Here is a 22,053-nt window from a genome sequence, read left to right as displayed (position 1 = left end):
GGCTATGAGGAAAGTTTATGAAAAGCAAAAAACTGCTTGTGCTACTGATGACAGCTGCACTGGGCCCGATATCACCTGCGTTCGCTGGCGATATTGATGATTTGAAACAAGAAATCGCAAAAATGCGTGCCGATTATGAGCAACGTATTCAACAACTTGAGCAACGTTTATCTGAAGCAGAAGCCACTACCCAAGCTGTAGCTGATGAAGTAGCAACAGCGCCAGAATCTGCGGCTCCTGTTGCATCAGCTAATAGTAGTAATACCTTTAACCCAGCGATCAGCATGGTGTTAAATGGCTCATTTAATCAATATCAAAACCACGCGGATGATTACGCTTTGGATGGCTTTAATGTTCAAGGTGAAGGTGGTTTGGATTCGGAAGGGTTCTCTCTCGGTGAGAGTGAGTTAACAGTCAGCTCAAATATCGATCAACTATTTTATGGTCAGGCCACCTTAGCCGTTCACGATCATGATGATGAAACTGAGCTGGAAGTCGAAGAAGCCTTTATCGAAACCTTAGGTTTAGGCAATGGCTTAACTGTCCGAGCGGGTCGTTATTTTGCCCCTATTGGTTATTTGAACGAACGTCATGCTCATGCTTGGAATTTTGCTGATGCACCACTGATTTACCGGGGTTTATTTGGTAATCAGCTTTCTACTGACGGTGTGAAATTATCTTATCTGTTACCCACGGACTATATGCTGGAAGTAGGTACCAGTGTCGGTAATGGTGATAGTTATCCTGGCAGCGGCGATCATAGTGGTATTGGTGATTGGCTGGTCTATGCCAAAACCGGTGGAGATATTGGTATAGAAAGCAGCTGGCAAGCAGGCATTTCACACTGGCGTTCAAGCCCGGATGATCGCTCATACAGTAGCGGCCACAGTCATGGTGATGAAGAGGAAAGTTCAGCACTATTCAATGGCGACACAGATATCACCAACCTCTCCCTGGTTTACAAATGGGCACCTAATGGTAATTTCCGTCAAGAAAATCTGACCTTGATCGGTGAATTCATGTATCTGCATGATGACGGCAATATCAGTCATGGCAGCGATGAGTTTGCTAATTACGATGGAAAACAATACGGCGGTTATCTGGAAGGTATTTATCAGTTCAATCCGCAATGGCGTTCCGGTCTGCGTTATGACTGGTTAGGCAGTAAACATCGAGCATCGGATGATGAGTTGCTGGCAGATGCGGGGCTTGAAGGTGGCAGAAGCCATCCACAACGTACTAGTGCCATGGTGGAATACTTACCGAGTGAGTTCAGTCGTATTCGTGCGCAAATCAATCATGATCAATCGTACAGCGATGATGATTGGCAAATGATTCTGCAATACACCGTTAGCCTTGGCGCTCATGGCGCGCACCAATATTAGGAGTTCATAATGAAAACGCTTATTTTCACTGTTTTAATTTTATTGAGCTCACCTAGCTGGGCTCAACTGTCTGTGTTCGCTTGCGAACCAGAATGGGCATCATTGACTGAAGAGTTAGGGGGCGATGATGTATCAGTATTCAGTGCAACCAGTGGGTTACAGGATCCGCATTACATTCAAGCACGTCCGAGCCTGATTGCTAAAGCCCGTAAAACGGATTTATTAGTTTGCACTGGTGCTGAATTAGAAGTGGGTTGGTTGCCATTACTCCAACGTAAGGCCGGTAACCCCAATATCCAGATTGGTGCTGAAGGCTATTTCATGGCGGCCGATTATGTCCGTTTACTGGAAAAGCCTGCCACAGTTGATCGTAGTCAGGGCCATGTGCATGCGGCAGGTAATCCGCATATTCAAACCAGTCCGGAAAATATTTTTAAAGTGGCTGAAGCGCTGGCTGAGAGACTAAAACAACGTGATCCTGAACATGCCAGCAACTATGAACAACGCTGGCAAGATTTCCAACAGCGCTGGCAAACAGCCATGAAACAATGGCAGGAAAAAGCGGCTCCACTGAAAGGTGTGCCCATTGTTGTGCAGCATAAAAACTGGATTTACCTGACTAAATGGTTAGGTCTGAACGAAGTGGCTGTGTTGGAGGCAAAACCTGCTGTACCGCCAACGGTAAAACAGTTGCAATCAGTAGTTGAAAAGCTAAAACAGACACCTGCAAAAATGGTGATTCTGGCCGCTTATCAGTCACCAAGAGCCACTGATTGGTTGGTGGATAAAACAGGTATCAAAAAAGTGTTACTGCCATTCACCGTGGGTGGTGATAACAACAGTAACAATTTGTTTGAGCTCTATGATGACACCATCAACTTATTACTGGATGGCGCTAAATGAACCTGATCAATCTTGATTGGTCGCTAATATTGCCTGCCCTCGTGGCAGGCATGTTAGTTCTGACAACACATGTGCCTCTCGGTCAGGAAGTATTGAAACGAGGCATTATTTTTATTGATCTTGCCATTGCGCAAATGGCGGCACTTGGGGTGATGGCCGCCACTATTTTTATTGGTGATATGCATGGTCCCTGGTTACAAGTCAGTGCAGCAGCTAGTGCACTCTCTGCCTCTGTTTTAGTGCTGTGGTTAGAGAAACGTTATCCGCATATTGTCGAAGCCTTAATCGGCTTATTATTTATATTGGCCGCCAGCGGTGGGATTTTACTAGTCAGCCATGCCCCTCATAGTGATGAATTACTACATGATTTATTAGTGGGGCAGATTTTATGGGTGACACCTTCTCACCTGTTATGGGTAGGTTTACTCTACGCCGCATTGTTATTCATCTGGTTCACCATGCAATCACAGCGTAGCTGGCTTTTTTATATTGTGTTTTCACTCACTGTGACCGCTTCGGTGCAGTTAGTCGGTGTGTATTTAGTCTTTGCCAGTTTAATCTTGCCTGCTTTAGCCAGCCGTGGATTTGAGAAAACCCGTCATAAGCTTTTGCTTGGTTATGGTATAGGCTTTCTGGGTTACTTCTTTGGCCTGATGTTAGCGTTATTACTTGATGTTCCAATGGGCGCAATGACTGTTTGGACATTATTTGTGTTAGTTGTAATAAGCCGTTTTATGCTGCAATGGCTAAAGCAACGATAAATTTGGTAGATTATGTGAATACATATACCGGGAAAGATGCATGAGCGAATCAACACAGGCCAGCCAACAAACGGCCAAACTCGTTTATTTATTATTTATCGCAAATATTATTATTCAGTTTTTAGGTTTTGTTGCAGTAGTCATAGCTTATATTCATAAAGACGATGCAGTAGCTTGGTTACAGTCGCACTACCAGTTTCAGATCCGAACATTCTGGATGGGTCTTCTGTATTTATTTATCGGCGTGTTATTTGCGTTCTTTTTAGTTGGCTATTTGGTGTTAGTGTTTTGGGTTATCTGGGTAGTCGTGCGCTGTGTCAAAGGTATGAAATATTTGGATCAACAGCAGCCACATCCGAATCCAACAAGCTGGCTCTTTGGCTAAAAAAGAAAAGACCGGATAACCCGGTCTTTTATATTTTATTGGCGATAAAATGCCATCGGCCCATTTGCTTCCTGGGTGGGCATTACTTCAATCGTGGTCACATTCACATGTTCAGGGGTATTCACCAGCCACCAGACCGTATTGGCAATATCTTCGGCATCTAGTGCTCTCGTGCCTTCATAGACTTTATCTGCCCGCGCGCCATCGTCTTTAAAACGTACCTTAGAAAATTCGGTTTCGGCATTGCCAGGTTCCACATTAGTGACACGGACATTCGAGCCTAATAAATCAGCCCGTGTCGCCAGTGAGAACTGCCTGACAAATGCTTTGGTACCACAGTAGACATTACCCCCAGGATAAGGCCAGTTACCGGCAACAGAGCCGATATTAATCACATATCCTGACTTTCTCTCTGTCATCATCGGTAGTATAGTCCGAGTACAGTAAAGCAAGCCTTTGATATTGGTATCCACCATTTTTTCCCAATCATCTAAATTGGTTTCCTGAGCGGGTTCCAGCCCTAATGCCAATCCAGCATTATTCAGTAACACATCAATTTTTTTGAAAGGTTCGGCTAAACCATGAATAGCAGTTTCAACCGCTTTTCTGTCTGTCACGTCAAAACAGCAGGTAGCCACTTTATCTTTACCACCCAACTCTTGCTGTAAATCATCTAGTCGTTGCTGGCGTCGTCCCGTCAGAATTAATTGCCAGCCATTGTTTGCAAATACTCTGGCACAAGCTTCCCCAAACCCTGAGGTAGCTCCCGTAATTATGATGGTTTTATTCGTCATGCACTCGACTCCTTATTTAGATTATTCAGGCACCTTCAGAAAACACAATGGTACGGCGACCATTGATAATAATTCGATGCTCAATGTGGGCTTTGACTGCTCTCGCCAGCACAATACGTTCAATATCTTTTCCCATCATCACCAGATCTTGCGGACTGTTATCGTGCTGAACATGTTGCACATCCTGAGCGACAATCGGTCCCTCATCTAACTCAGCTGTCGCATAGTGGGCTGTGGCACCAATAATTTTAACGCCACGCTCATAAGCCTGATGATAAGGTTTAGCGCCTTGGAAGGCAGGTAAGAATCCGTGATGAATATTAATAATCCGACCAGAAAATTCGGTCACAAATTCCTCTGACAAGATTTGCATGTAACGCGCCATCACGATCAGATCAATATCAAACTCGGCCAGCAGGCGCTTTATCTCCGCTTCTTGTGCCTGCTTGGTTTCTGCCGTGATGGGTAAGTGATAGAACGGCTTATCGAACTGACAGGCCATATCCTCTAAATCACGATGGTTACCTATGATAAGAGGAATATCGCATTTCAGTTCACCCTCTAACTCTCTGAGTAGTAAGTCGTATGGGCAGTGTGAAGCTCTTGTCACCAGTAAAGCTACTCGATAAGGCTGCTCACTGTAGCGAACAGACCAGTTTAAGTCGATAGTGGCGGCAAACTGGCTAAACTCAGCTTCAAGCTGTTGATGATTGAAGCTACCATCATCTTCAAGCTTAATTCGCATGAAATACTGGCCAACTTCAGTGTCAGTATATTGCTGGCAGTGCAGAATATTAAACTGTCTTTCAGCAAAAAAGCTAGTGATTCCTGCGACTAGACCTTTTTGGTCTTTACACTGAATCAGGAAAACAATGGCGCTCATGAGGGTTTCCTAAGAAATAAAATAAAAAAGCTAAATCCTAGCACTGTAATTCGGCTTTATGAATATTCATCGTACTTATCATTACGACCTTTGACTTTATCTCGTGGATATTTAGCCGCATTCTTCTGCATTTTATTTTTGATGGCCTGATTTAAATCAATGTTTAAGTCATGACAAAGATAAGCAAGATAAACTGCGACATCAGCTATTTCATCTTCCAGCTCTTCACGTTTATCGGACGCGAGCCGTTGCTGCACTTGCTCAGCACTCTTCCATTGAAACCATTCCAGCAACTCTGAAGCTTCTATAGATAGAGAAATCGCCACATCTTTAGCATTGTGAAACTGTTCCCAGTCCCTCTCCCGGCGAAATTCAATAAGTTCTTTCAAGAGTTCTGTCTCAATCATCTTGTAAAAACTCCTCTACAACCTGCTTAAATTGTTGTGGACGTTCAGCCTGAACCCAGTGCCCTGCCTTTTCAATGCAATTAAATTCCGCATGCGTAAACTGTGCTGAAATTTGTTGTCGATCCTGCTCAGTAACATAGTCAGATAACTCACCATAAACAAATAAGCTCGGCATAGTTAACACCTCGCTATCAAAGATAGACGCCATTAATTCTTTAAAGTTGGCTTTAAGCGCTGTCAGGTTAATTCGCCATTTAAAGCGCTCATGCTCAGAAACTAAGTTCATCAATAAAAACTGACGAACAGCCTTATCAGGAATAGACTGAGCTAAAGCAGCATCGACCTCATTTCGGCTAGTAAACTCAGATAAATTCAGAGCCATCATCGCATCCATCAGCGGTGTGTGTGCACTGAAGTATTGGCGAGGAGCAATATCCACGATCACCAATTTTGAAACCATGACCGGATACATTGCAGCAAATTTCATCGCTACTTTGCCGCCAAGTGAATGGCCTAAGATATTCACCTGTTCCAATCGCAAGTATTCACATAACTCATGAATATCTTCAGCCATGACAGTAAAGTTCTGCTCATCACTATGTGGGGAACGGCCATGATTGCGTAAATCAACACTAATAACACGATAAAAACGTGAAAAATACTTCGCCATACTGCGCCAATTATCCGCTGAGCCAAATAAGCCGTGGATAATAATTAAAGGTATCCCTTCACCACTTTCTTGATAATGCAATTTCATTGATAGCTTGTTGAAACGTTATAATTGAACAATTTAAATAATCTGGAGCCCGATGTGGAAGACGAAACAATCCTAGTGATGCTGGTGAAACAATATGCCGATAAATTTGGTATTACGTTCAGCTCAAAATATCTTGATGATCCTGATAAAAAGCAATTACTGATCACACTGATTCAAGAAGCCAACGCAGGCAAACGCGGCCCAGTCACTGACGACGATCTACAATAAAAAAAGCCACCGAAAGGTGGCTTTTTTCTTTAATCATCGAGCTTTTCAAACACCAAACAGGCATTGGTTCCACCAAAGCCGAAACTGTTCGACATGACTGTTGTGAGTCCAGCGTTATCCACACGTTCCCGCAGAATAGGCATGCCTTCCGCTTCAGGATCTAAGGTTTCAATATTAGCCGAGGCGGCAAGAAAATCATTTTCCAGCATCAACAGACTATAAATCGCTTCTTGAACACCAGCAGCGCCCAAAGAATGACCTGATAATGATTTTGTTGATCCTACGGCAGGAATATCATCACCAAAAGTCTTTTTGATAGCACCTAATTCAGCCAAATCACCTACCGGTGTGCTGGTGCCATGAGCATTAATATATTGAACTTTGCCACGAATCGTTGACATGGCGAGTTGCATACAACGCATCGCACCTTCACCAGATGGCGCCACCATATCGTAACCATCGGATGTTGCACCATAGCCGGTTAATTCAGCATAGATTTTAGCGCCACGGGCTTTTGCATGTTCATACTCTTCAAGTACTAACACACCGCCGCCGCCTGCGATCACAAAACCATCACGGTCAGCATCATAAGCACGAGATGCTTTTTCCGGCGTATCGTTATATTTGGTTGATAGAGCACCCATCGCATCAAATAATGAGCTCATTGACCAGTGCTCTTCTTCACCCCCACCCGCAAACACAATATCTTGCTTGCCGAGTTGAATTTGTTCCATGGCAGTACCAATACAATGCGCACTAGTTGCACAAGCGGATGACATGGAATAGTTCACGCCTTTGATTTTAAACGGTGTGGCAAGGCAGGCTGAAGTAGTACTACCCATAACTTGAGTAACGCGATAAGGCCCAATACGTTTTAAGCCTTTCTCACGCAAGATATCAGCCGCTTCAACCTGATTCGAAGAAGAAGCGCCACCGGATCCCATAATAAGACCCGTTCGGATATTAGAAACCTGCTCTTCGGTTAAACCTGCGTCAGCAATCGCTTGCTCCATAGCAATATAGGCATAGGCAGCAGCATCGCCCATAAAACGTAATGTTTTGCGATCGATATATTCTTTGAAATCAATATCAATGGTGCCTGCAACATGGCTGCGAAACCCCATATCCGCATAGTCTTGTTTAAAGCGAATACCTGAGCGGCCATGACGAAGAGACTCTGTCACTGTTTGGGCATCAAGACCTAAGCAAGACGTGATACCTAACCCTGTAACGACAACACGTTTCATTATGACATCCTAAAAATCATCGGTTGATGTAAACAGACCAACGCGTAAATCTTTTGCAGTATAGATATCGCGCCCATCCACAGATACCGTGCCATCCGCAATAGCCAAAACCAGCTTGCGTGCAATAACACGTTTTAAATCAATACGGTAAGTAACTTTCTTCGCTGTTGGTAGTACTTGTCCGGTAAATTTGACTTCACCTGAGCCTAATGCTCGGCCACGGCCTGGATTACCATCCCAAGCTAGGAAAAATCCGACGAGTTGCCACATCGCATCCAAGCCTAAACAACCAGGCATAACGGGATCACCCGGGAAGTGGCAATCAAAAAACCAAAGATCCGGATGTATATCCAATTCTGCAATGATTTCGCCTTTACCGTAAGCACCACCTGTATTTGCAATATGAGTAATGCGATCCATCATCAGCATATTGGGAACAGGGAGTTGTGCATTGCCAGGACCAAACATTTCGCCGTGTCCACACTGCAATAATTCTTCGTATGTAAATGATGATTGCTTACTCATGAATTCTCTTAATTATCCCGCCAATTGGGCTCCGTATAATACCACGATCGTTTCTAAACCAGAAAAAAACGTCATTCCCATATATATAAAAAAGCCACGGGCTTTCCCGTGGCTGTGAAACTGTTGAAATAGTGATTTACTGTTTTATAGCAATAGTCTCTGCAGCCTCAGGTGCTTTAATATTTAAGCCTTGAAGCAATAGTCCCATACTATTCAAAATACGATACTGCGCATACAGCTCGTCATACTCAGTGTTTACCAGAGCCGTCTGTGCTCTGAAAACTTCATTCTCAGAATCCAATAAGTCTAATAAGGTGCGCTGTCCAAGACTGAATTGTTGTCTGTAGGCATCACGTGACTTTTGACTTGAGTCAACATGTTGTTCGCGATATGACATCTGGCTTTTGACCGTTTCCCATGCATTCCAGGAAAGCCTCGTTCCTTCTTCCACTTCACGATAAGTATTATTTCGAATCTCGGCTGCTTGATTAATTAAATAGGCAGTCTCTTCACGCCGGGCTGAATCACGTCCGCCATTCAATAGGTTATATCGTAAACGCAACATGGCTGTGATGTCTTTATCCGTTCCCACCTGACCATCAATATTATGATCAGCACGCGTACCTACTTCCAAATGTAGATCGGGATAAAATGGCGCTTTTGCGGTGGCGTGCTGTGCTCGGGCTGATTCCAGGTCAAAGTTCGCTAATCTTAAAGTTGGATGATTATCAACGGCTTTTGCTATTGCTGCATCCAAGGTATCAGGAATCAGATTCTCGGGGATTTCAGGCTCTTCTAATGATTCAGGTGGCTCGCCAACAACGCGGATAAAAGTCGTTTCTGCATCACGCAATTTACTTTCTTCTTCCATCAGGTTAGCTTCAGCTAAAGCAAGCCTACCCAGACTTTGGTCCATATCTGCACCACGACCAACACCACGCTCACTGCGAAGAACAATTTGATCATGTGTCCGTTGGTGCGCTTCAAGGTTGGTTTGAGCTAATTCAACAATTTTCTGCTGTCTCAGCACATTAAGATAAGCGTCAACAGCTTCCAATCCGGTATTTTCTGCAGCACTGTACACCGCTGAGGCACGCGAATTTGTTCTAAATTCTTGTCGTAGAACTTCGTTTTTAGTTTCCATGCCATCAAACAACATTTGACGCAACTGTAAGCTCGCCTCATCCCTGTTCAGTCTGACTTCGCCACGTCCCGCTGAACGTGTATTCGGGTTATCAGTCATTTCCCAGCCCGTACCCAAAGCTAAATCCAGAGTTGGATAATATCCGGCCTTTGCCTGATCAATTTCTTTAGAAACAGCTTGTCGTTCACTCACAGCAGCAAGGATATCGGGATTTGACTCAATAGTATGCATTACTGCACTTTCCAACGTTTGAGCAGAAACACTAGATGCCATTACCCATAAAGGTAAGCTTAAAACTAAACTTTTCTTCATCACTTCAAATCCCAATTCCCCCCCAGCCTGAACGTTTCACATTCAATGACTGAATATAAGCCTCATTCCATTGTGCTTAAAAATGGCACGATGTATTAAAACATAACATACTGTTGTTTGATATAACTAACGTAAATCCCTGAAAAATATAGCAAGTGACAGTCTATCCGGAATATTCATTTTCTGGAATATCGCTGTTAGATGTGCTTTTACAGTTCTTTCCGTAATATTCATTGTCCTGGCAATCATTTTATTTGTCGCACCATGACTTACCAACTCAGCGACTTCCAACTCCTTACGCGACAAACTGTCCAATTTTGCTTGCTGCTCATTTGAAAGTTGAGGTGCGTGATTTAATTCATCAATTAACCCAGCAATAACGTGCCGTTCTACCCAAACTTCCCCCCGCTGAATCAAATCAAGTGCAATCAGTAACTTATCATCAACAAGTTCTTCTTGAAAATATCCGCGTGCGCCCTGTTTAAGAATCGAAATCTGTTCAATAACAGAAAGTTTAGGTCCGATAATAAGCACACGAGCACGGGTGACAGCATTGTCCATAATGCTGAATAAAGAGCTTGCATTACCATTCAGACAAGATAGATGACACAGAATGAGATTTGGGTTTTTTCCATTAAGCGTAGATTGCGCGTCTTCGATACAGGAAAACTCACACAGATCATATCTGTCCGCCAAAAGGTGCTTGATATGCACAAGTTGTTGGGCATCCGTCCCGATGCAATAAAGCATTGACTTGTTTGCCATATCCGGCATATTTGGTATGGTTTGATTAATCAACGTTCTCTCATCGCCTCATTTTTAGCTTTGAGTATCGGTTTGAATAAATAATCCAGCACCGTTTTTTTGCCAGTCATAATATCAACCGTTACAGTCATACCTGGGATAATCTCTAATGGACCTTTACTACTATCAATATAGTTTTTATCTGTTCTTAAGTAGATAAGATAAAAACTCTCTCCCTCATCATTTGTAATTGTATCAGCACTTATTCTTTCTAATGTAGCAGGAAGTCCACCATAAATGGAAAAATCGTAAGCTGTTAGTTTCACCATGGCTTGTTGTCCAGGGCTCAAAAACGCAATATCAGACGGCCGAATATTGGCCTCAATTAACAGATTATCTTCAACAGGAACAATTTCAACTAAATCCATCCCAGGTTGAATAACGCCACCTACCGTATTTATTTTTAGCTGTTTTATTTTACCTTTAACGGGCGAGCGTACTAATGTACGCCTCACTCTATCTTCTTGAGAAGTGGTTGTCTCTTTAGTAATGGCTAACTCTGACTGTACCTCGCTCAGTTGTGAGGCAGCATCAGATTTAAAGCGCAACGTTGTATCTTTAATTTTTTGTTTCGCTTCATTGAGTGTCGAGCGAATTCGGGGAATGGCTAATCGCGTAGTTTCCATTTCTCCACGTAAATCATTGGTTGCACGTTTAAGTCTTAATAATTCGACTTCGGATATCACCCCCACTGAAACTAAGGGTTCAGACATTTCCAGCTCTTGACGACTTAAATCATAACTTGTGCTCAGTTTATTCAGTTTAGCCTGATTCTCCAGTAACTCTTGTTCACGCTGTTTTACTTGCTGCTCAAGCACATTGATACTGCTCTGTAACTCTAGCTGCCTGGATTGATATAGGGAACGTTCACTGGCTGCCAATGAAGGCTGTTGCTTAATGATTTCCTCAGGTAATTCCAATGGTTTACCCTCAACCTCAGCTGTTAAACGTGCTTTGCGTGCCAGCAATTCCCAATATTTCAGTTGTGTCTCACGGAAAGAAGATGAAAAACGTGTGTCATCAATTCGAAGCAGCACATCACCTTTGTCAACTAAGTCACCTTCATTAACCAAAACCTCAGAGAGAATCCCTCCCTCCAGGTTTTGAATAACTTGGACTTTACTCGAGGGAATCACCTTACCCTGCCCACGTGTCACTTCATCCAACTCGGTCACACTGGCCCACCAAAAGGCACAAATAAAAAATAAGGTAATTAGCAGTAACAATGAATGACCAAGTCGAGGCGAGCTTTCCAGCGAAGCGGCGCTGACTTCTGACATAAACTCAAGGTCATCTGAATTCGTTTTGTTAAACCATGCCATATTTAGCCCTTGTTCACTTTTATATGGCCATTTTTAAGTGCTGTCAGAATTTGTTCTCTTGGTCCATCAGCCACAATGTGACCCTGGTCCATCACAATCACTCTATCCACCAAGCTTAATAAAGAGGCTTTATGGGTAACCAGCAATAAAGTTTTATCCTTAATATTTTCAGCCAGTTTTGCTTTGAAGCGTTCTTCAGTACTGTTATCCATGGCATTGGTGGGTTCATCCAGCATGATGACGGGAGAATCTAACAATAACGCTCTGGCAACGGCCACACTTTGACGTTGTCCGCCCGACAAACCTTCACCACGCTCACCTACTGGCATATCAAAGCCTGAAGGATGGCGATTAACAAATTCGGTGACGCCTGCTATGTCGGCCGCTTTGAGTACTTCATGATCTTCAGCGAATGGTGCCACCATGGTGATGTTTTCACGAATACTGCCATAAAACAGCACAACGTCCTGAGGTGCATAACCAACATTCTTTCTTAAATCGACAGGATCAACCTGTCGAATATCGGTCCCATCAAGCAAAATAGAACCTTCATCTGGCTCATATAAGCCAAGCATGAGTTTTTCTAGGGTACTTTTGCCAGAGCCAATACGGCCGATAAAAGCCACTTTTTCACCAGCATTAATTTTAAAAGACACATCAGTTAAGGCATCTATAGGCTGCTCTGGATATCGGAAACTGACTTTTTTAAACTCAATTCCGCCTTTAAATTCAGGACGATGCAGAAACTCTCGTCCTGAGGGTCTCTCAACAGGTAGGGCCATAAGGCTGTTCAATGAGCTTAATGCCGCTTTGGACTGGTGGTAACGTGTTAGAAGGCCGGCCAAGGCAGCCATGGGCGCTAATGCTCGTCCGGTCAGAATAGTACTGGCAATTAAGGCCCCCATCGTAATTTCATTTTCAGTAATCAGGTAGACCCCAAAAACAACAACGGTAATGGATGCCATTTGCTGAAGAAAAGAGGAAAAATTAATCGCAGTAGCAGATAAAATTCGGGCGCGTTGACTGTATTTCGTCATAAATCCGATTGTCTGTTCCCATTTACGCTGTATTGGCGTCTCGGCACCAATACTTTTGATCGTTTCTAAGCCGGTTAAAGTCTCAATCAAAGTAGAACTTCTCTGGCCCGAATGCCTGAATAAATGTTGAATGGTTTTTGATAAAGGAAACTGAATAATCAGACTGACTAGTATTGTTAGTGGAATCACGGCCAGTGGAATGAAGGCAACAGGACCAGCCACTAACCAGATAACGGTTATAAATAATAATGAAAAGGGCAAATCCACTAACGTAGTTAACGTAGCTGAGGTAAAAAACTCTCTGAAAGACTCAAACTCCTGCATGCTATTGGCAAATGACCCTACTGAGTTGGACCGTGCAGACATTTTCACTGCCATGACCTTCTCAAAAATAGTGGCAGAAAGTATGACATCCGCTTTTTTACTAGCAATATCAATAAAATAAGCGCGCAGCGTTCGTAAAAGTAATTCAAAGAAAAATACTGTTGCGACCCCGATAGCCAGCACCCAAAGTGTTTCAGTGGCATTATTCGGCACGACCCGGTCATACACATTCATCACAAATAACGGTGAAGCTAGTGCAAAACTGTTTACTAATATAGATGCGATAAAAACCTGGCCATAAACTGGCCAAAAACGCAGAATCGTACCCCAGAACCAATGGTTCGCCCGTGGTATAACTGAAAATTCCGTACGCTTATCAAATTGGTGAACGGGTTTGATAAAAATACTGTATCCAGAGTATTGAGCATTTAGCTCCTCTAATGGAATTTCTGCTTCCCCTTCCCCTGTTTCTGGGAAAATGACTCGAGCCTGAGTGTTACTCAATTCCAGAACAATACAAGCATTGGCATCATTGAGTAATAAAACAGCTGGTAGAACAAGATTCGGAATTTTCGTTAACTTTCTCTTCACAATACGTGAAGATAAGCCAGCGCGTTCAGCGGCACGACTAAACAGGGATGGTGAGAGTTTATTGTTAACTAATGGGAGACCAGCAACCAGAGACTCCGGACTATGCGGCTTATTCAAAATTTTAGCCAGCAGTGTCAAACAGGACAATAAAGGATCATCATGAGTACGGTAGCTATCCTGAGCATCCCATTGCTCATTTTTACTCGTATTGATGACAGGCTCCGTACGCATCTTTATTACTTGTAGTTATTAATAAAACTTGATGAGTTTCACAGTTTTTTAGTTTACTGTAAAGCATTGCTTATCGTAATGTGTTGCTGGCATGAGTTTATGAGGTACTAATATAATGGTTTATGTGAAAAGAGACGAGTCAGCAAAAATAATTGCTGTCTATGACAGGCCTCAGGATGAGGCCACAGAAAAATTATCAATAAACTCTGCTGAATTAGTCGATTATTTAACACAATCGGAAAAAAAAGAAGATAGCCTTTCTGCGCTAAGTGCATCGGACTTATCATTAATCAGGGTATTGGAAGATTTGATCAACACCCTAATAGATAAACAAGTTATTTTATTTACAGATTTACCGCTAGCGGCAAGAGAAAAATTAGCCAACCGTGAAAAAGTCAGGGATCAACTCAATAGCCTTGAAAACCTGATGAGTGATGATCCCGGCCTTCTCTAACCTCTAACTTTTACGGCTCTTTCTTGGTGGGCGCTGTTTTTTTTGTGGCGCATTCTGACTAGCACTTTTTATTGCTTTATCACGATATGGGTTATCACTGGTTTTAAACTCAATCATCACCGGTGTTCCCTGTAATTTCAGCGCCTCTCTGAATGTATTCTCCAGATAACGCTTATAACTGTTCGGGGTCGACTCCGTCTGATTACCGTGAATAATAATTCTGGGTGGATTTTTCCCTCCCAGATGTGCATAGCGAAACTTAATACGACGACCTCTAACTAACGGTGGCGGATGATCAGCAATCGCATCTTCCAGCACACGTGTTAATCGTGACGTTGGTACTTTAGTCATGGCAGATTGGAATGCTTGTCTGACTGATTTAAATAACAAACCCACGCCACTACCATGCAGTGCCGAAATAAAGTGTGTCTTGGCAAAATTCAGGAAAGGTAAACGTCGTTCGATATTGGTTGTAACCCATTCTCGTTCACTTTTTTCCAGACCATCCCATTTATTCACAGCAATGACAACGGCACGTCCACTTTCAACAATCAGTCCGGCCAGATGCAAGTCCTGCTCAACAATACCTTCATGAGCATCAAGCACCAACATCACGACATTCGCATCTTCCAGAGCCTGTAAAGTTTTTAAAACACTAAACTTCTCAAGCTTTTCAGAGACTTTCGACCGACGTCTGACACCTGCCGTGTCGATTAATGTGTAATTAACACCGTCTTTCTCAAAAGGAATGTGAATACTATCGCGTGTTGTTCCTGGCTCATCAAAGGCTACCACACGCTCTTCACCAAGTAGTCGATTAATTAATGTTGATTTACCAACATTAGGCCTTCCCAATACAGCCAGCCGGATTTCATTCTCATCAAAGGCCTCGGCTTCATCTGCTTCAATTTTCTCAACCGCCGGTATACGTTGTTTAATTTCAGCTAATAAACTATCAATCCCTCTGCCCTGAGTGGCAGAAATGACCTGTGGCTCACCCAAACCTAATGCATAAAATTCGGCAGATATAATTTCACGACGTTCCCCCTCTGTTTTGTTGATAACAAGACAAACAGGTTTTCCATCATTGCGTAGTTGTTGGGCCACATCTGAATCTGTTGGCATCAGACCTGCTCGACCATCAACAATAAACAAAATAAGATCCGCTTCATCAATCGCTAGCTTAGCTTGTTTACGCATCAAATCTGACATATTGTCAGTTTGATCGGTGAGTCCACCGGTATCAATTAATATAAAATCAAAGCCGGGTTCTTTCACCTTGCCATAAATACGATCACGCGTCAGACCGGCATAATCAGCGACTAGTGCATCACGACTTCGTGTTAGCCGATTAAATATTGTTGACTTGCCAACATTAGGGCGGCCAACCAGCGCGATTACAGGTTTCAATTTTCGGGTACTCTCAGAGCGGTAATACTGCCATCAGCGGCAGTAATATAAACAACACCATTAATAACTAATGGTTTACAGTAGATTGGTCCGTCACTCACTTGTTGACGTGAAACAAAACGTCCATCGTCGCGGGCGATCCAGTGGATATATCCTTCAAAATCACCAACAACAATATAGTTACCAGCAATCGCGGGCGCTGTCGCTTGGCGACGTAATAATCTTGTCTGACGCCATAATGCGTCACCACTACCATCCTGTACAGCCCAGACATAGCCTTCATCATCCGTCACATAAACCGCATCATGGTAAGCGGCGTCTAGTCCTATTTGTGAAGACATATCACGTGACCATAAAACACGGCCAGAATTAATATCAACGGCAGCAAGCTGTCCCTGATAAGTCACTACATAAACCGTATCGTCGATCACAACAGGATCTGCATCGATATCAACCAAACGTTCCAACTCGGTACGTCCACGTGGGACAGCGATACTATTTTCCCACAAAACTTTACCGTCATTTAACGATAATGCCACCAACTTACCATTGTCATAACCTGCGATAACTTCATTACCAGCAATAACGGGTCGGCCAGCACCACGCAAACTTAACAACGGTACAGCACGTTGGTATGACCAGAGTACTTTGCCATCTTGAGCTGAAATACCGCTGACCCGCCCATCAGATGTCCGGCTGACAACAACATCATTTGCTGATGTCACTGGTGCTAAGACTTCACTGGTCAATTGGGTACGCCATAACTCTTTGCCATCGGCCTCGTTCAGAGCAACGACGACACCCTTGTCTGAACCAACGTAAACCATATTCATGCCGCCACCAATACCGGTGACTACATTCAGATCAAGGTCAGCATCCCAAATTTCACGACCCGTTTCAGCATTTAATGCCGTCACCTCACCTTCATGATCAACGGCAAAGAGTTTATTATTCTGCCACCAAGATGACAGCTCCACCTTTTTTTCACCGGCGCCATCACCAACGCCTTTATCCCACAGAATTTTGGGGCTAATTTCACTGGTAAACTCTGTTAATGGTTCTGGTGGTTCTTCATAGGACTCATCAGCAAACCAATCACCCACGGTGCTACATGCTGATAAAAACATGCTTAGTGATAAACCTATCGTCAGTAAACGCAAATTAACTTTCATGTGCAGCTGCCACGTCATCTAATTTCATTTCAATCAAGGTATGTCTTGGCTCACCTGAATTGAGCCCAACTAAAGCTTTTTGATAAGCGGCATGGGCTCCTTCTGCTTGTCCTTGTGCTGTTTTGATGTCGCCTTCCAACTCAGCGAATAGTGAATCAAACGCTGCAGCATCGTTAGATGTCACTTGCTTCAATGCTTCATCTAACTGACCGTTATCGAATTCGACCTTTGCCAGTCTAAGTTTTGCTAATGCTCTGTGTCCGGATAACTCCGCGTTAGCAATTACCCATGAAAGGTAATCTTTTGCTTTATCAACCTCGCCCGCTTCACTGGCTTTCTCAGCCATTTGTAAGGCTGCAAATACTGAATATGCACTCTTTTTATTATCCTGCATTAACTTTTCAGTACTTATTTCCGCAGCTTCGCTGTCTTGGTTGCTTACCGAGACGATGGCTTGCTGATAAGTTAAAGCGGCTTGTTGATCCTGAACCTGTTGATAGTTTATCCAATAACGGACACCAAAAATACACGCGATCCCCAACACCACGCCTACAAATACAGAGCGACCATTTTCACGCCACCACTGCTTTATTGCTTCTGCTTTTTCTTCATCAGATGCATAGATATCCATGCGGTCTCCTCAACATCAGTTTTATCATCAATATAAAGCGCTTGATTATACGTTTTTATCAGCAGCTTGTGGATCAACAATTCAATGAATGCTAACCATACACTTCTTTAACTGCACTAATTTAGTGCCCAACATGATAGATTCGCACCAAAACAAATCATCATATAGTCCAATATTGCACATCTGCATCCATATACTATTGATTTAACTTAATTTTCATTTTTGGTGCGAGTCTTGCTATTTTGGTGCTTTATATCTAAACCAACGAGGGGATAAGATAGTGCATAATGCAAATGATGTTTTATTTATATTACTAGGCGCCATAATGGTGCTTGCCATGCACGCCGGCTTTGCGTTTCTCGAAGTCGGAACAGTTCGCAAAAAAAATCAGGTCAATGCGCTTGTTAAAATTATTGTTGATTTTGCAATATCGACAATCGCTTATTTCTTTATTGGTTATGGCATCGCCTACAATTTACATTTTTTTGATGCTGCTCCCACACTCAACGAAAACTATGGCTACGGCCTGGTAAAATTCTTTTTCTTGCTGACGTTTGCTGCCGCGATACCTGCTATTGTTTCAGGAGGCATCGCAGAAAGATCAAAATTTTATCCTCAATTAATTGCCACATTTTTTATTGCCGGCTTTATTTATCCTCTTTTTGAAGGAATCAGCTGGAACGGTGCCTATGGTATTCAGGACTGGTTAAATTCTTCCTTTGGTGCCAGCTTTCACGATTTTGCGGGTTCAATCGTCGTACATGCTGTGGGTGGCTGGATTGCGCTAGCAGCTGTTTTACATTTAGGTCCGCGGCATGGTCGTTACGGAAAAAAAGGAGAGATTTTTGCTCACCCTCCTTCCAATATACCTTTTCTAGCTCTAGGTGCGTGGATTTTAACCGTTGGTTGGTTTGGCTTTAATGTTATGTCAGCACAAGCCATTGACGGTATAAGTGGTTTAGTGGCTATTAATTCATTGATGGCAATGGTGGGCGGTATATTAGCATCATGCCTGGTCGGTAAAAATGATCCAGGCTTCGTCCACAATGGACCATTAGCCGGTCTTGTCGCTGTCTGTGCTGGTTCTGACATTATGCATCCATTAGGCGCACTCATGACAGGGCTAGTTGCAGGGGCATTGTTTGTCTTTACATTCACCCTGACACAAAATAAATGGAAAATAGACGATGTATTAGGTGTCTGGCCACTTCATGGATTGTGTGGTGTTTGGGGAGGTATCGCAGCGGGGATATTCGGTCAGGTTGCGCTAGGCGGCATGGGCGGAGTCAGCTTAATATCTCAGCTTATCGGCACTGGACTTGGCATTTTGATTGCTTTTGTCGGCGGGTTTGCAGTTTACGGTATGCTTAAACTATTACTGGGACTAAGGTTAACCCAAGAACAAGAATATGAGGGTGCAGACTTAAGCATTCACAAAATTACAGCAACACCCAATAATGATTAGATATAACGAGAAAGCGCATAATCCGATATTATCGGATTATGCCGCCTTCCTGCTTCTTGAGAAAATCAGCTAATAAAGAAATCTCATCTGATTCTTGTTCTATGGCATCAATACGCAGCTCTGCTTCTTCAAGTTTTAGCCCTGAGCGGTATAAAACTTTATAAGCTTGGCGAATATTTTTAATTTGAATATCGCTGAAATTACGTCTGCGCAGACCTTCAACATTAATACCAAAAGGTTTTGCCATATGCCCAGAAACAAGAATATAAGGTGGGACATTTCTCGAAATCACACTGCCCATCGCACTAAAAGAGTGTGATCCCATATAATTAAATTGGCTAATTAGAGTAAAGCCACCCAAAATAACAAAATCGTCAATGATGACATGTCCCGCCAATGAAGCATTGTTAGCAAAAATATTATCGTTACCGATAATACAATCATGTGCGATATGCACATACGCCATAATCCAGTTATTACTGCCAAGACGGGTTATCCCCCCTCCCTGAACAGTTCCTCGATTAATCGTCACTGACTCGCGGATAAGATTGTTATCACCAATTTCAAGTAGTGTATCTTCACCGTGAAATTTTTTATCCTGAGGCTCCTCACCTATTGAGGCGAACTGGAATATGCGGTTATTTTTACCAATTTTTGTTGGTCCATTAATCACCACGTGTGAAGCAATTTCAGTCCCTTCACCAATCTCGACCTTTGGGCCAATGACAGAAAAGGGACCAATCTTGACGTTATCTGCAATAACCGCTGTTGGATCAATAATAGCTGTCTGATGAATCACTTTGGCATTTCTTGGTTAACACACATGATATCTGCGCTGACAACGACTTCGCCATCAACACTCGCTTCACCTGTAAATTTCCATAAATTACGTTTATTTTTGACCAGCTTCACTTCGAGTCTTAGCTGATCGCCTGGCTCAACTGGCTTTTTGAAACGGGCATTATCAATACCTGCTAAATAATATAGCGCTTCATCAGACCGAATCTCATCAGCTGTTTTAAACGCTAACAAACCTGTTGCTTGAGCAAGGGATTCAAGGATTAACACACCTGGCATGATAACACGCTGAGGAAAATGGCCTGTAAAGTGTGGTTCATTGAATGTAACGTTTTTGATGCCGACTAAATGCTCGCCAGGTGTAAATTCAATGACTCTATCGATTAGTAAAAAAGGGTATCGATGAGGTAACAGGCGTTGAATTTCATGTATGTCAATCGTGTTCAAGCTAATATCCCTTGACTATTATTATATTAATAAAGACCGACAATGTTACTTTGAGTCGCCATTTTGGTAAAGCGAAACAATACTCGAATCAATCTTTTGTTTTTTCTTCAAGCTGTTTAACACGATCATATAATTTATCCATTTGGCGGTATCTAATCACGTTTTTGTGCCACTGTTTAGCAGGTTCAACAGGAATACCTGAAGAATAAATACCTGCTTCATTAATAGACTTAGTGACCATACTCATCCCGGTTAATTGCACACCGCTGGCAATATTAATATGTCCTGCCATGCCAGTACCACCACCAATGGCACAATATTCACCAATAGAAGTACTTCCTGCAATACCCGTACAACCAGCTATAACAGAATGTTTACCAATTGTGACATTGTGTCCGATCTGTATTTGATTATCGAGTTTCACGCCATCAGCAATAACCGTGTCATCAATGGCACCTCTATCAATTGTAGTATTGGCACCAATCTCAACATCATTGCCAATATTGACAGATCCAACTTGAGGCACTTTTATCCAGTGGCCATTATCGTTAGCGATACCAAAACCATCCGCACCAATGACTACACCAGGATGAATAATTGTCCTTTCACCAATGCTAACACCAAAGCATAATGTTACATTAGGTCTGAGATTTGTCGCTTTGCGAATAATCACATCATGCTCGATAACACATCCCGGTCCAATCACCACTTCATCTTCTATGATGACTGATTGCTCAATGACAACATTCGCACCAATACAGACATTAGTACCAATCTTTGCTGATGGGTCAATAGATGCTGACGGATGGATGCCTGGAAGTTTTTTTTCAGTAGGGTGAAGTAGACTTGCCGCTTTTGCATAGGCAACGTATGGATCATCAACTTCAATGGCATTTGTTGTGACGTACTGAGCCATACCTTTTAAAACGATTATGGCACCGGCATGGGACTGATTTAAGAATTTTTTGTATTTGGGGTTGGATAAGAAACTAAGCTGACTTGAATCAGCATTTGATAATGTACCGACGCTGCTAACTGAGTAATTAGCATCGCCGATAACATTACCATTGATATATTCCGCTATTTGAGCAAGAGTCAAACTCACAGGCGCACTCTATTTCTTAGCTTTTAACATTTCCAGAACTTTATCAGTCAGATCTACTTTATCACTGGCAAAGATAACGCCTTGGTATAAAACAAGGTCATAAGACTCTTTTTTGGCTAAATCAACAATTGTTTCAGCGATGTCTTTTTCAAGCTTTCTCAACTCTTCGTTACGACGAATAGACAAATCTTCACTATATTCATCCTGAAGACGTTGTAACTCACGCTGATCACTCAATAAGTCACGTTCTTTATCACGACGTTGTTCAGCACTTAGAATAGCGCCATCTTTATTCAGTTTTTCTTGAGCGGCTCTTAGTGCTTTATGTTTTGCTTCTAAAGACTTACTTCTTGCTGAAAATTCTTTTTCTAACCTTGCGAGTGCTGCTGCTTTTTGTGGTGATTTATCGAGCACCACGCCTGCATTTACAACACCGATTTTTAAATCTGCTGCATAACTAGCAGGTGCGGCGATGAACAATGCAAATAATAGCCAAATAAACTTCAAATTCTTCACACTCAACTCCAAATA

The 22,053-nt window shown here is 42.7% G+C and carries 24 protein-coding genes; 7 read left to right on the top strand and 17 right to left on the bottom strand.

The window, feature by feature from the left end:
- Nucleotides 1–17: 17 nt before the first annotated feature.
- The 4 genes from B2248_RS05625 to B2248_RS05610 are packed head-to-tail and all read left to right on the top strand — an operon-like array spanning nt 18 to nt 3,434.
- The gene (locus B2248_RS05625) at nt 18–1,385 is read left to right on the top strand and encodes an outer membrane beta-barrel protein (protein ID WP_273182474.1); all 1,368 of its coding nucleotides are present in this window, start codon (nt 18–20) and stop codon (nt 1,383–1,385) included.
- A gap of 9 nt (nt 1,386–1,394) precedes the next feature.
- Nucleotides 1,395–2,288: a metal ABC transporter substrate-binding protein gene (locus tag B2248_RS05620; RefSeq protein WP_273182475.1), complete on the top strand. Its 894-nt coding sequence runs from the start codon at nt 1,395–1,397 to the stop codon at nt 2,286–2,288.
- Nucleotides 2,285–3,049 carry a metal ABC transporter permease gene (locus B2248_RS05615; RefSeq protein WP_273182477.1) on the top strand — a complete coding sequence of 255 codons (765 nt, stop codon included), beginning with the start codon at nt 2,285–2,287 and terminating at the stop codon, nt 3,047–3,049. The genes B2248_RS05620 and B2248_RS05615 overlap by 4 nt, the downstream gene beginning before the upstream one ends.
- Before the next feature lie 40 nt (nt 3,050–3,089).
- The gene (locus B2248_RS05610; protein WP_273182478.1) at nt 3,090–3,434 is read left to right on the top strand and encodes a DUF4870 family protein; all 345 of its coding nucleotides are present in this window, start codon (nt 3,090–3,092) and stop codon (nt 3,432–3,434) included.
- Between the two features lie 35 nt (nt 3,435–3,469).
- Here B2248_RS05610 and B2248_RS05605 read toward each other — a convergent pair whose 3' ends face one another.
- Genes B2248_RS05605 through B2248_RS05590 form a run of 4 tightly spaced genes read right to left on the bottom strand, consistent with a single transcriptional unit; the run spans nt 3,470 to nt 6,275 of the window.
- Nucleotides 3,470–4,228 (bottom strand): SDR family oxidoreductase, encoded by a 759-nt coding sequence (locus tag B2248_RS05605; protein WP_273182479.1) that lies wholly within the window; start codon nt 4,226–4,228, stop codon nt 3,470–3,472.
- A 25-nt stretch (nt 4,229–4,253) separates the two neighbouring features.
- Nucleotides 4,254–5,111: a formyltetrahydrofolate deformylase gene (gene purU / locus B2248_RS05600; RefSeq protein ID WP_273182481.1), complete on the bottom strand. Its 858-nt coding sequence runs from the start codon at nt 5,109–5,111 to the stop codon at nt 4,254–4,256.
- 56 nt (nt 5,112–5,167) lie between these two features.
- The gene (locus B2248_RS05595) at nt 5,168–5,518 is read right to left on the bottom strand and encodes a nucleotide pyrophosphohydrolase (protein WP_273182483.1); all 351 of its coding nucleotides are present in this window, start codon (nt 5,516–5,518) and stop codon (nt 5,168–5,170) included.
- Nucleotides 5,511–6,275, bottom strand: a complete 765-nt coding sequence (locus B2248_RS05590) for an alpha/beta fold hydrolase (RefSeq protein ID WP_273182484.1) — start codon at nt 6,273–6,275, stop codon at nt 5,511–5,513. Before B2248_RS05590 ends, B2248_RS05595 begins: the two co-directional genes overlap by 8 nt.
- Before the next feature lie 54 nt (nt 6,276–6,329).
- On the opposite strand from B2248_RS05590, the gene B2248_RS05585 reads away from it, so the two are divergent.
- Nucleotides 6,330–6,503 (top strand): hypothetical protein, encoded by a 174-nt coding sequence (locus tag B2248_RS05585; RefSeq protein ID WP_007145891.1) that lies wholly within the window; start codon nt 6,330–6,332, stop codon nt 6,501–6,503.
- 29 nt (nt 6,504–6,532) lie between these two features.
- Here the strand turns inward: B2248_RS05585 and fabB are convergent, their stop codons facing one another.
- The 6 genes from fabB to B2248_RS05555 form a co-directional block, all read right to left on the bottom strand.
- Nucleotides 6,533–7,750 carry a beta-ketoacyl-ACP synthase I gene (gene fabB, locus B2248_RS05580; protein WP_273182486.1) on the bottom strand — a complete coding sequence of 406 codons (1,218 nt, stop codon included), beginning with the start codon at nt 7,748–7,750 and terminating at the stop codon, nt 6,533–6,535.
- A 9-nt stretch (nt 7,751–7,759) separates the two neighbouring features.
- Nucleotides 7,760–8,275, bottom strand: a complete 516-nt coding sequence (fabA, locus tag B2248_RS05575; RefSeq protein WP_040576271.1) for a 3-hydroxyacyl-[acyl-carrier-protein] dehydratase FabA — start codon at nt 8,273–8,275, stop codon at nt 7,760–7,762.
- A 136-nt stretch (nt 8,276–8,411) separates the two neighbouring features.
- On the bottom strand, nt 8,412–9,731 hold the full coding sequence (locus B2248_RS05570) for a TolC family outer membrane protein (protein ID WP_273182489.1): 1,320 nt from the start codon (nt 9,729–9,731) through the stop codon (nt 8,412–8,414).
- Between the two features lie 126 nt (nt 9,732–9,857).
- Nucleotides 9,858–10,529, bottom strand: a complete 672-nt coding sequence (locus B2248_RS05565; protein WP_273182491.1) for a LuxR family transcriptional regulator — start codon at nt 10,527–10,529, stop codon at nt 9,858–9,860.
- Entirely contained in the window at nt 10,526–11,857 is a 1,332-nt protein-coding gene (locus B2248_RS05560) for an HlyD family type I secretion periplasmic adaptor subunit (protein WP_273182492.1), read from the bottom strand. The genes B2248_RS05565 and B2248_RS05560 overlap by 4 nt, the downstream gene beginning before the upstream one ends.
- 2 nt (nt 11,858–11,859) lie before the next feature.
- Complete coding sequence (locus B2248_RS05555; protein WP_273182495.1) at nt 11,860–14,040, bottom strand: type I secretion system permease/ATPase; 2,181 nt, start codon at nt 14,038–14,040, stop codon at nt 11,860–11,862.
- Between the two features lie 115 nt (nt 14,041–14,155).
- Between B2248_RS05555 and B2248_RS05550 the strand changes: the two genes are divergently transcribed.
- Entirely contained in the window at nt 14,156–14,494 is a 339-nt protein-coding gene (locus B2248_RS05550) for a hypothetical protein (RefSeq protein ID WP_273182498.1), read from the top strand.
- Nucleotides 14,495–14,497: 3 nt separating this feature from the next.
- Here B2248_RS05550 and der read toward each other — a convergent pair whose 3' ends face one another.
- The 3 genes from der to B2248_RS05535 are packed head-to-tail and all read right to left on the bottom strand — an operon-like array spanning nt 14,498 to nt 17,707.
- Nucleotides 14,498–15,904, bottom strand: a complete 1,407-nt coding sequence (der, locus tag B2248_RS05545) for a ribosome biogenesis GTPase Der (RefSeq protein WP_273182500.1) — start codon at nt 15,902–15,904, stop codon at nt 14,498–14,500.
- Nucleotides 15,901–17,076, bottom strand: coding sequence for an outer membrane protein assembly factor BamB (bamB, locus tag B2248_RS05540; RefSeq protein ID WP_273182503.1), 1,176 nt, complete (start codon nt 17,074–17,076; stop codon nt 15,901–15,903). Before bamB ends, der begins: the two co-directional genes overlap by 4 nt.
- Nucleotides 17,066–17,707, bottom strand: a complete 642-nt coding sequence (locus B2248_RS05535) for a YfgM family protein (RefSeq protein ID WP_273182505.1) — start codon at nt 17,705–17,707, stop codon at nt 17,066–17,068. Before B2248_RS05535 ends, bamB begins: the two co-directional genes overlap by 11 nt.
- Before the next feature lie 280 nt (nt 17,708–17,987).
- Between B2248_RS05535 and B2248_RS05530 the strand changes: the two genes are divergently transcribed.
- The gene (locus B2248_RS05530) at nt 17,988–19,172 is read left to right on the top strand and encodes an ammonium transporter (protein WP_273182508.1); all 1,185 of its coding nucleotides are present in this window, start codon (nt 17,988–17,990) and stop codon (nt 19,170–19,172) included.
- Between the two features lie 28 nt (nt 19,173–19,200).
- Here B2248_RS05530 and lpxA read toward each other — a convergent pair whose 3' ends face one another.
- The 4 genes from lpxA to B2248_RS05510 all read right to left on the bottom strand — a co-directional run bounded on the left by lpxA (nt 19,201) and on the right by B2248_RS05510 (nt 22,038).
- A complete protein-coding gene (lpxA, locus tag B2248_RS05525) occupies nt 19,201–19,971 on the bottom strand; it encodes an acyl-ACP--UDP-N-acetylglucosamine O-acyltransferase (RefSeq protein ID WP_273182510.1) in 771 nt (256 codons plus the stop codon).
- Nucleotides 19,968–20,417, bottom strand: coding sequence for a 3-hydroxyacyl-ACP dehydratase FabZ (gene fabZ, locus B2248_RS05520; RefSeq protein WP_007145904.1), 450 nt, complete (start codon nt 20,415–20,417; stop codon nt 19,968–19,970). The genes lpxA and fabZ overlap by 4 nt, the downstream gene beginning before the upstream one ends.
- Nucleotides 20,418–20,505: 88 nt before the next feature.
- Entirely contained in the window at nt 20,506–21,522 is a 1,017-nt protein-coding gene (lpxD, locus tag B2248_RS05515) for a UDP-3-O-(3-hydroxymyristoyl)glucosamine N-acyltransferase (RefSeq protein ID WP_273182513.1), read from the bottom strand.
- A 9-nt stretch (nt 21,523–21,531) separates the two neighbouring features.
- Complete coding sequence (locus B2248_RS05510) at nt 21,532–22,038, bottom strand: OmpH family outer membrane protein (RefSeq protein ID WP_007145906.1); 507 nt, start codon at nt 22,036–22,038, stop codon at nt 21,532–21,534.
- Nucleotides 22,039–22,053: the final 15 nt, after the last annotated feature.

Source organism: Methylophaga sp. UBA2012 (assembly GCF_002335235.1).
Classification (GTDB): Bacteria; Pseudomonadota; Gammaproteobacteria; order Nitrosococcales; family Methylophagaceae; genus Methylophaga; species Methylophaga thalassica.
The sequence above is the reverse complement of the archived record's forward strand: the minus strand, read 5'-3'. Positions and strand labels throughout refer to the sequence as shown.

What these genes read in the sequence shown, in the direction of transcription:
- B2248_RS05625 (WP_273182474.1), top strand. Translation starts at nt 18, where the DNA reads ATGAAAAGCAAAAAACTGCTTGTGCTACTGATGACAGCTGCACTGGGC.
- B2248_RS05620 (WP_273182475.1), top strand. Translation starts at nt 1,395, where the DNA reads ATGAAAACGCTTATTTTCACTGTTTTAATTTTATTGAGCTCACCTAGC.
- B2248_RS05615 (WP_273182477.1), top strand. Translation starts at nt 2,285, where the DNA reads ATGAACCTGATCAATCTTGATTGGTCGCTAATATTGCCTGCCCTCGTG.
- B2248_RS05610 (WP_273182478.1), top strand. Translation starts at nt 3,090, where the DNA reads ATGAGCGAATCAACACAGGCCAGCCAACAAACGGCCAAACTCGTTTAT.
- B2248_RS05605 (WP_273182479.1), bottom strand. Translation starts at nt 4,228, where the DNA reads ATGACGAATAAAACCATCATAATTACGGGAGCTACCTCAGGGTTTGGG.
- purU (WP_273182481.1), bottom strand. Translation starts at nt 5,111, where the DNA reads ATGAGCGCCATTGTTTTCCTGATTCAGTGTAAAGACCAAAAAGGTCTA.
- B2248_RS05595 (WP_273182483.1), bottom strand. Translation starts at nt 5,518, where the DNA reads ATGATTGAGACAGAACTCTTGAAAGAACTTATTGAATTTCGCCGGGAG.
- B2248_RS05590 (WP_273182484.1), bottom strand. Translation starts at nt 6,275, where the DNA reads ATGAAATTGCATTATCAAGAAAGTGGTGAAGGGATACCTTTAATTATT.
- fabB (WP_273182486.1), bottom strand. Translation starts at nt 7,750, where the DNA reads ATGAAACGTGTTGTCGTTACAGGGTTAGGTATCACGTCTTGCTTAGGT.
- fabA (WP_040576271.1), bottom strand. Translation starts at nt 8,275, where the DNA reads ATGAGTAAGCAATCATCATTTACATACGAAGAATTATTGCAGTGTGGA.
- B2248_RS05570 (WP_273182489.1), bottom strand. Translation starts at nt 9,731, where the DNA reads ATGAAGAAAAGTTTAGTTTTAAGCTTACCTTTATGGGTAATGGCATCT.
- B2248_RS05560 (WP_273182492.1), bottom strand. Translation starts at nt 11,857, where the DNA reads ATGGCATGGTTTAACAAAACGAATTCAGATGACCTTGAGTTTATGTCA.
- B2248_RS05555 (WP_273182495.1), bottom strand. Translation starts at nt 14,040, where the DNA reads ATGCGTACGGAGCCTGTCATCAATACGAGTAAAAATGAGCAATGGGAT.
- B2248_RS05550 (WP_273182498.1), top strand. Translation starts at nt 14,156, where the DNA reads ATGGTTTATGTGAAAAGAGACGAGTCAGCAAAAATAATTGCTGTCTAT.
- bamB (WP_273182503.1), bottom strand. Translation starts at nt 17,076, where the DNA reads ATGAAAGTTAATTTGCGTTTACTGACGATAGGTTTATCACTAAGCATG.
- B2248_RS05535 (WP_273182505.1), bottom strand. Translation starts at nt 17,707, where the DNA reads ATGGATATCTATGCATCTGATGAAGAAAAAGCAGAAGCAATAAAGCAG.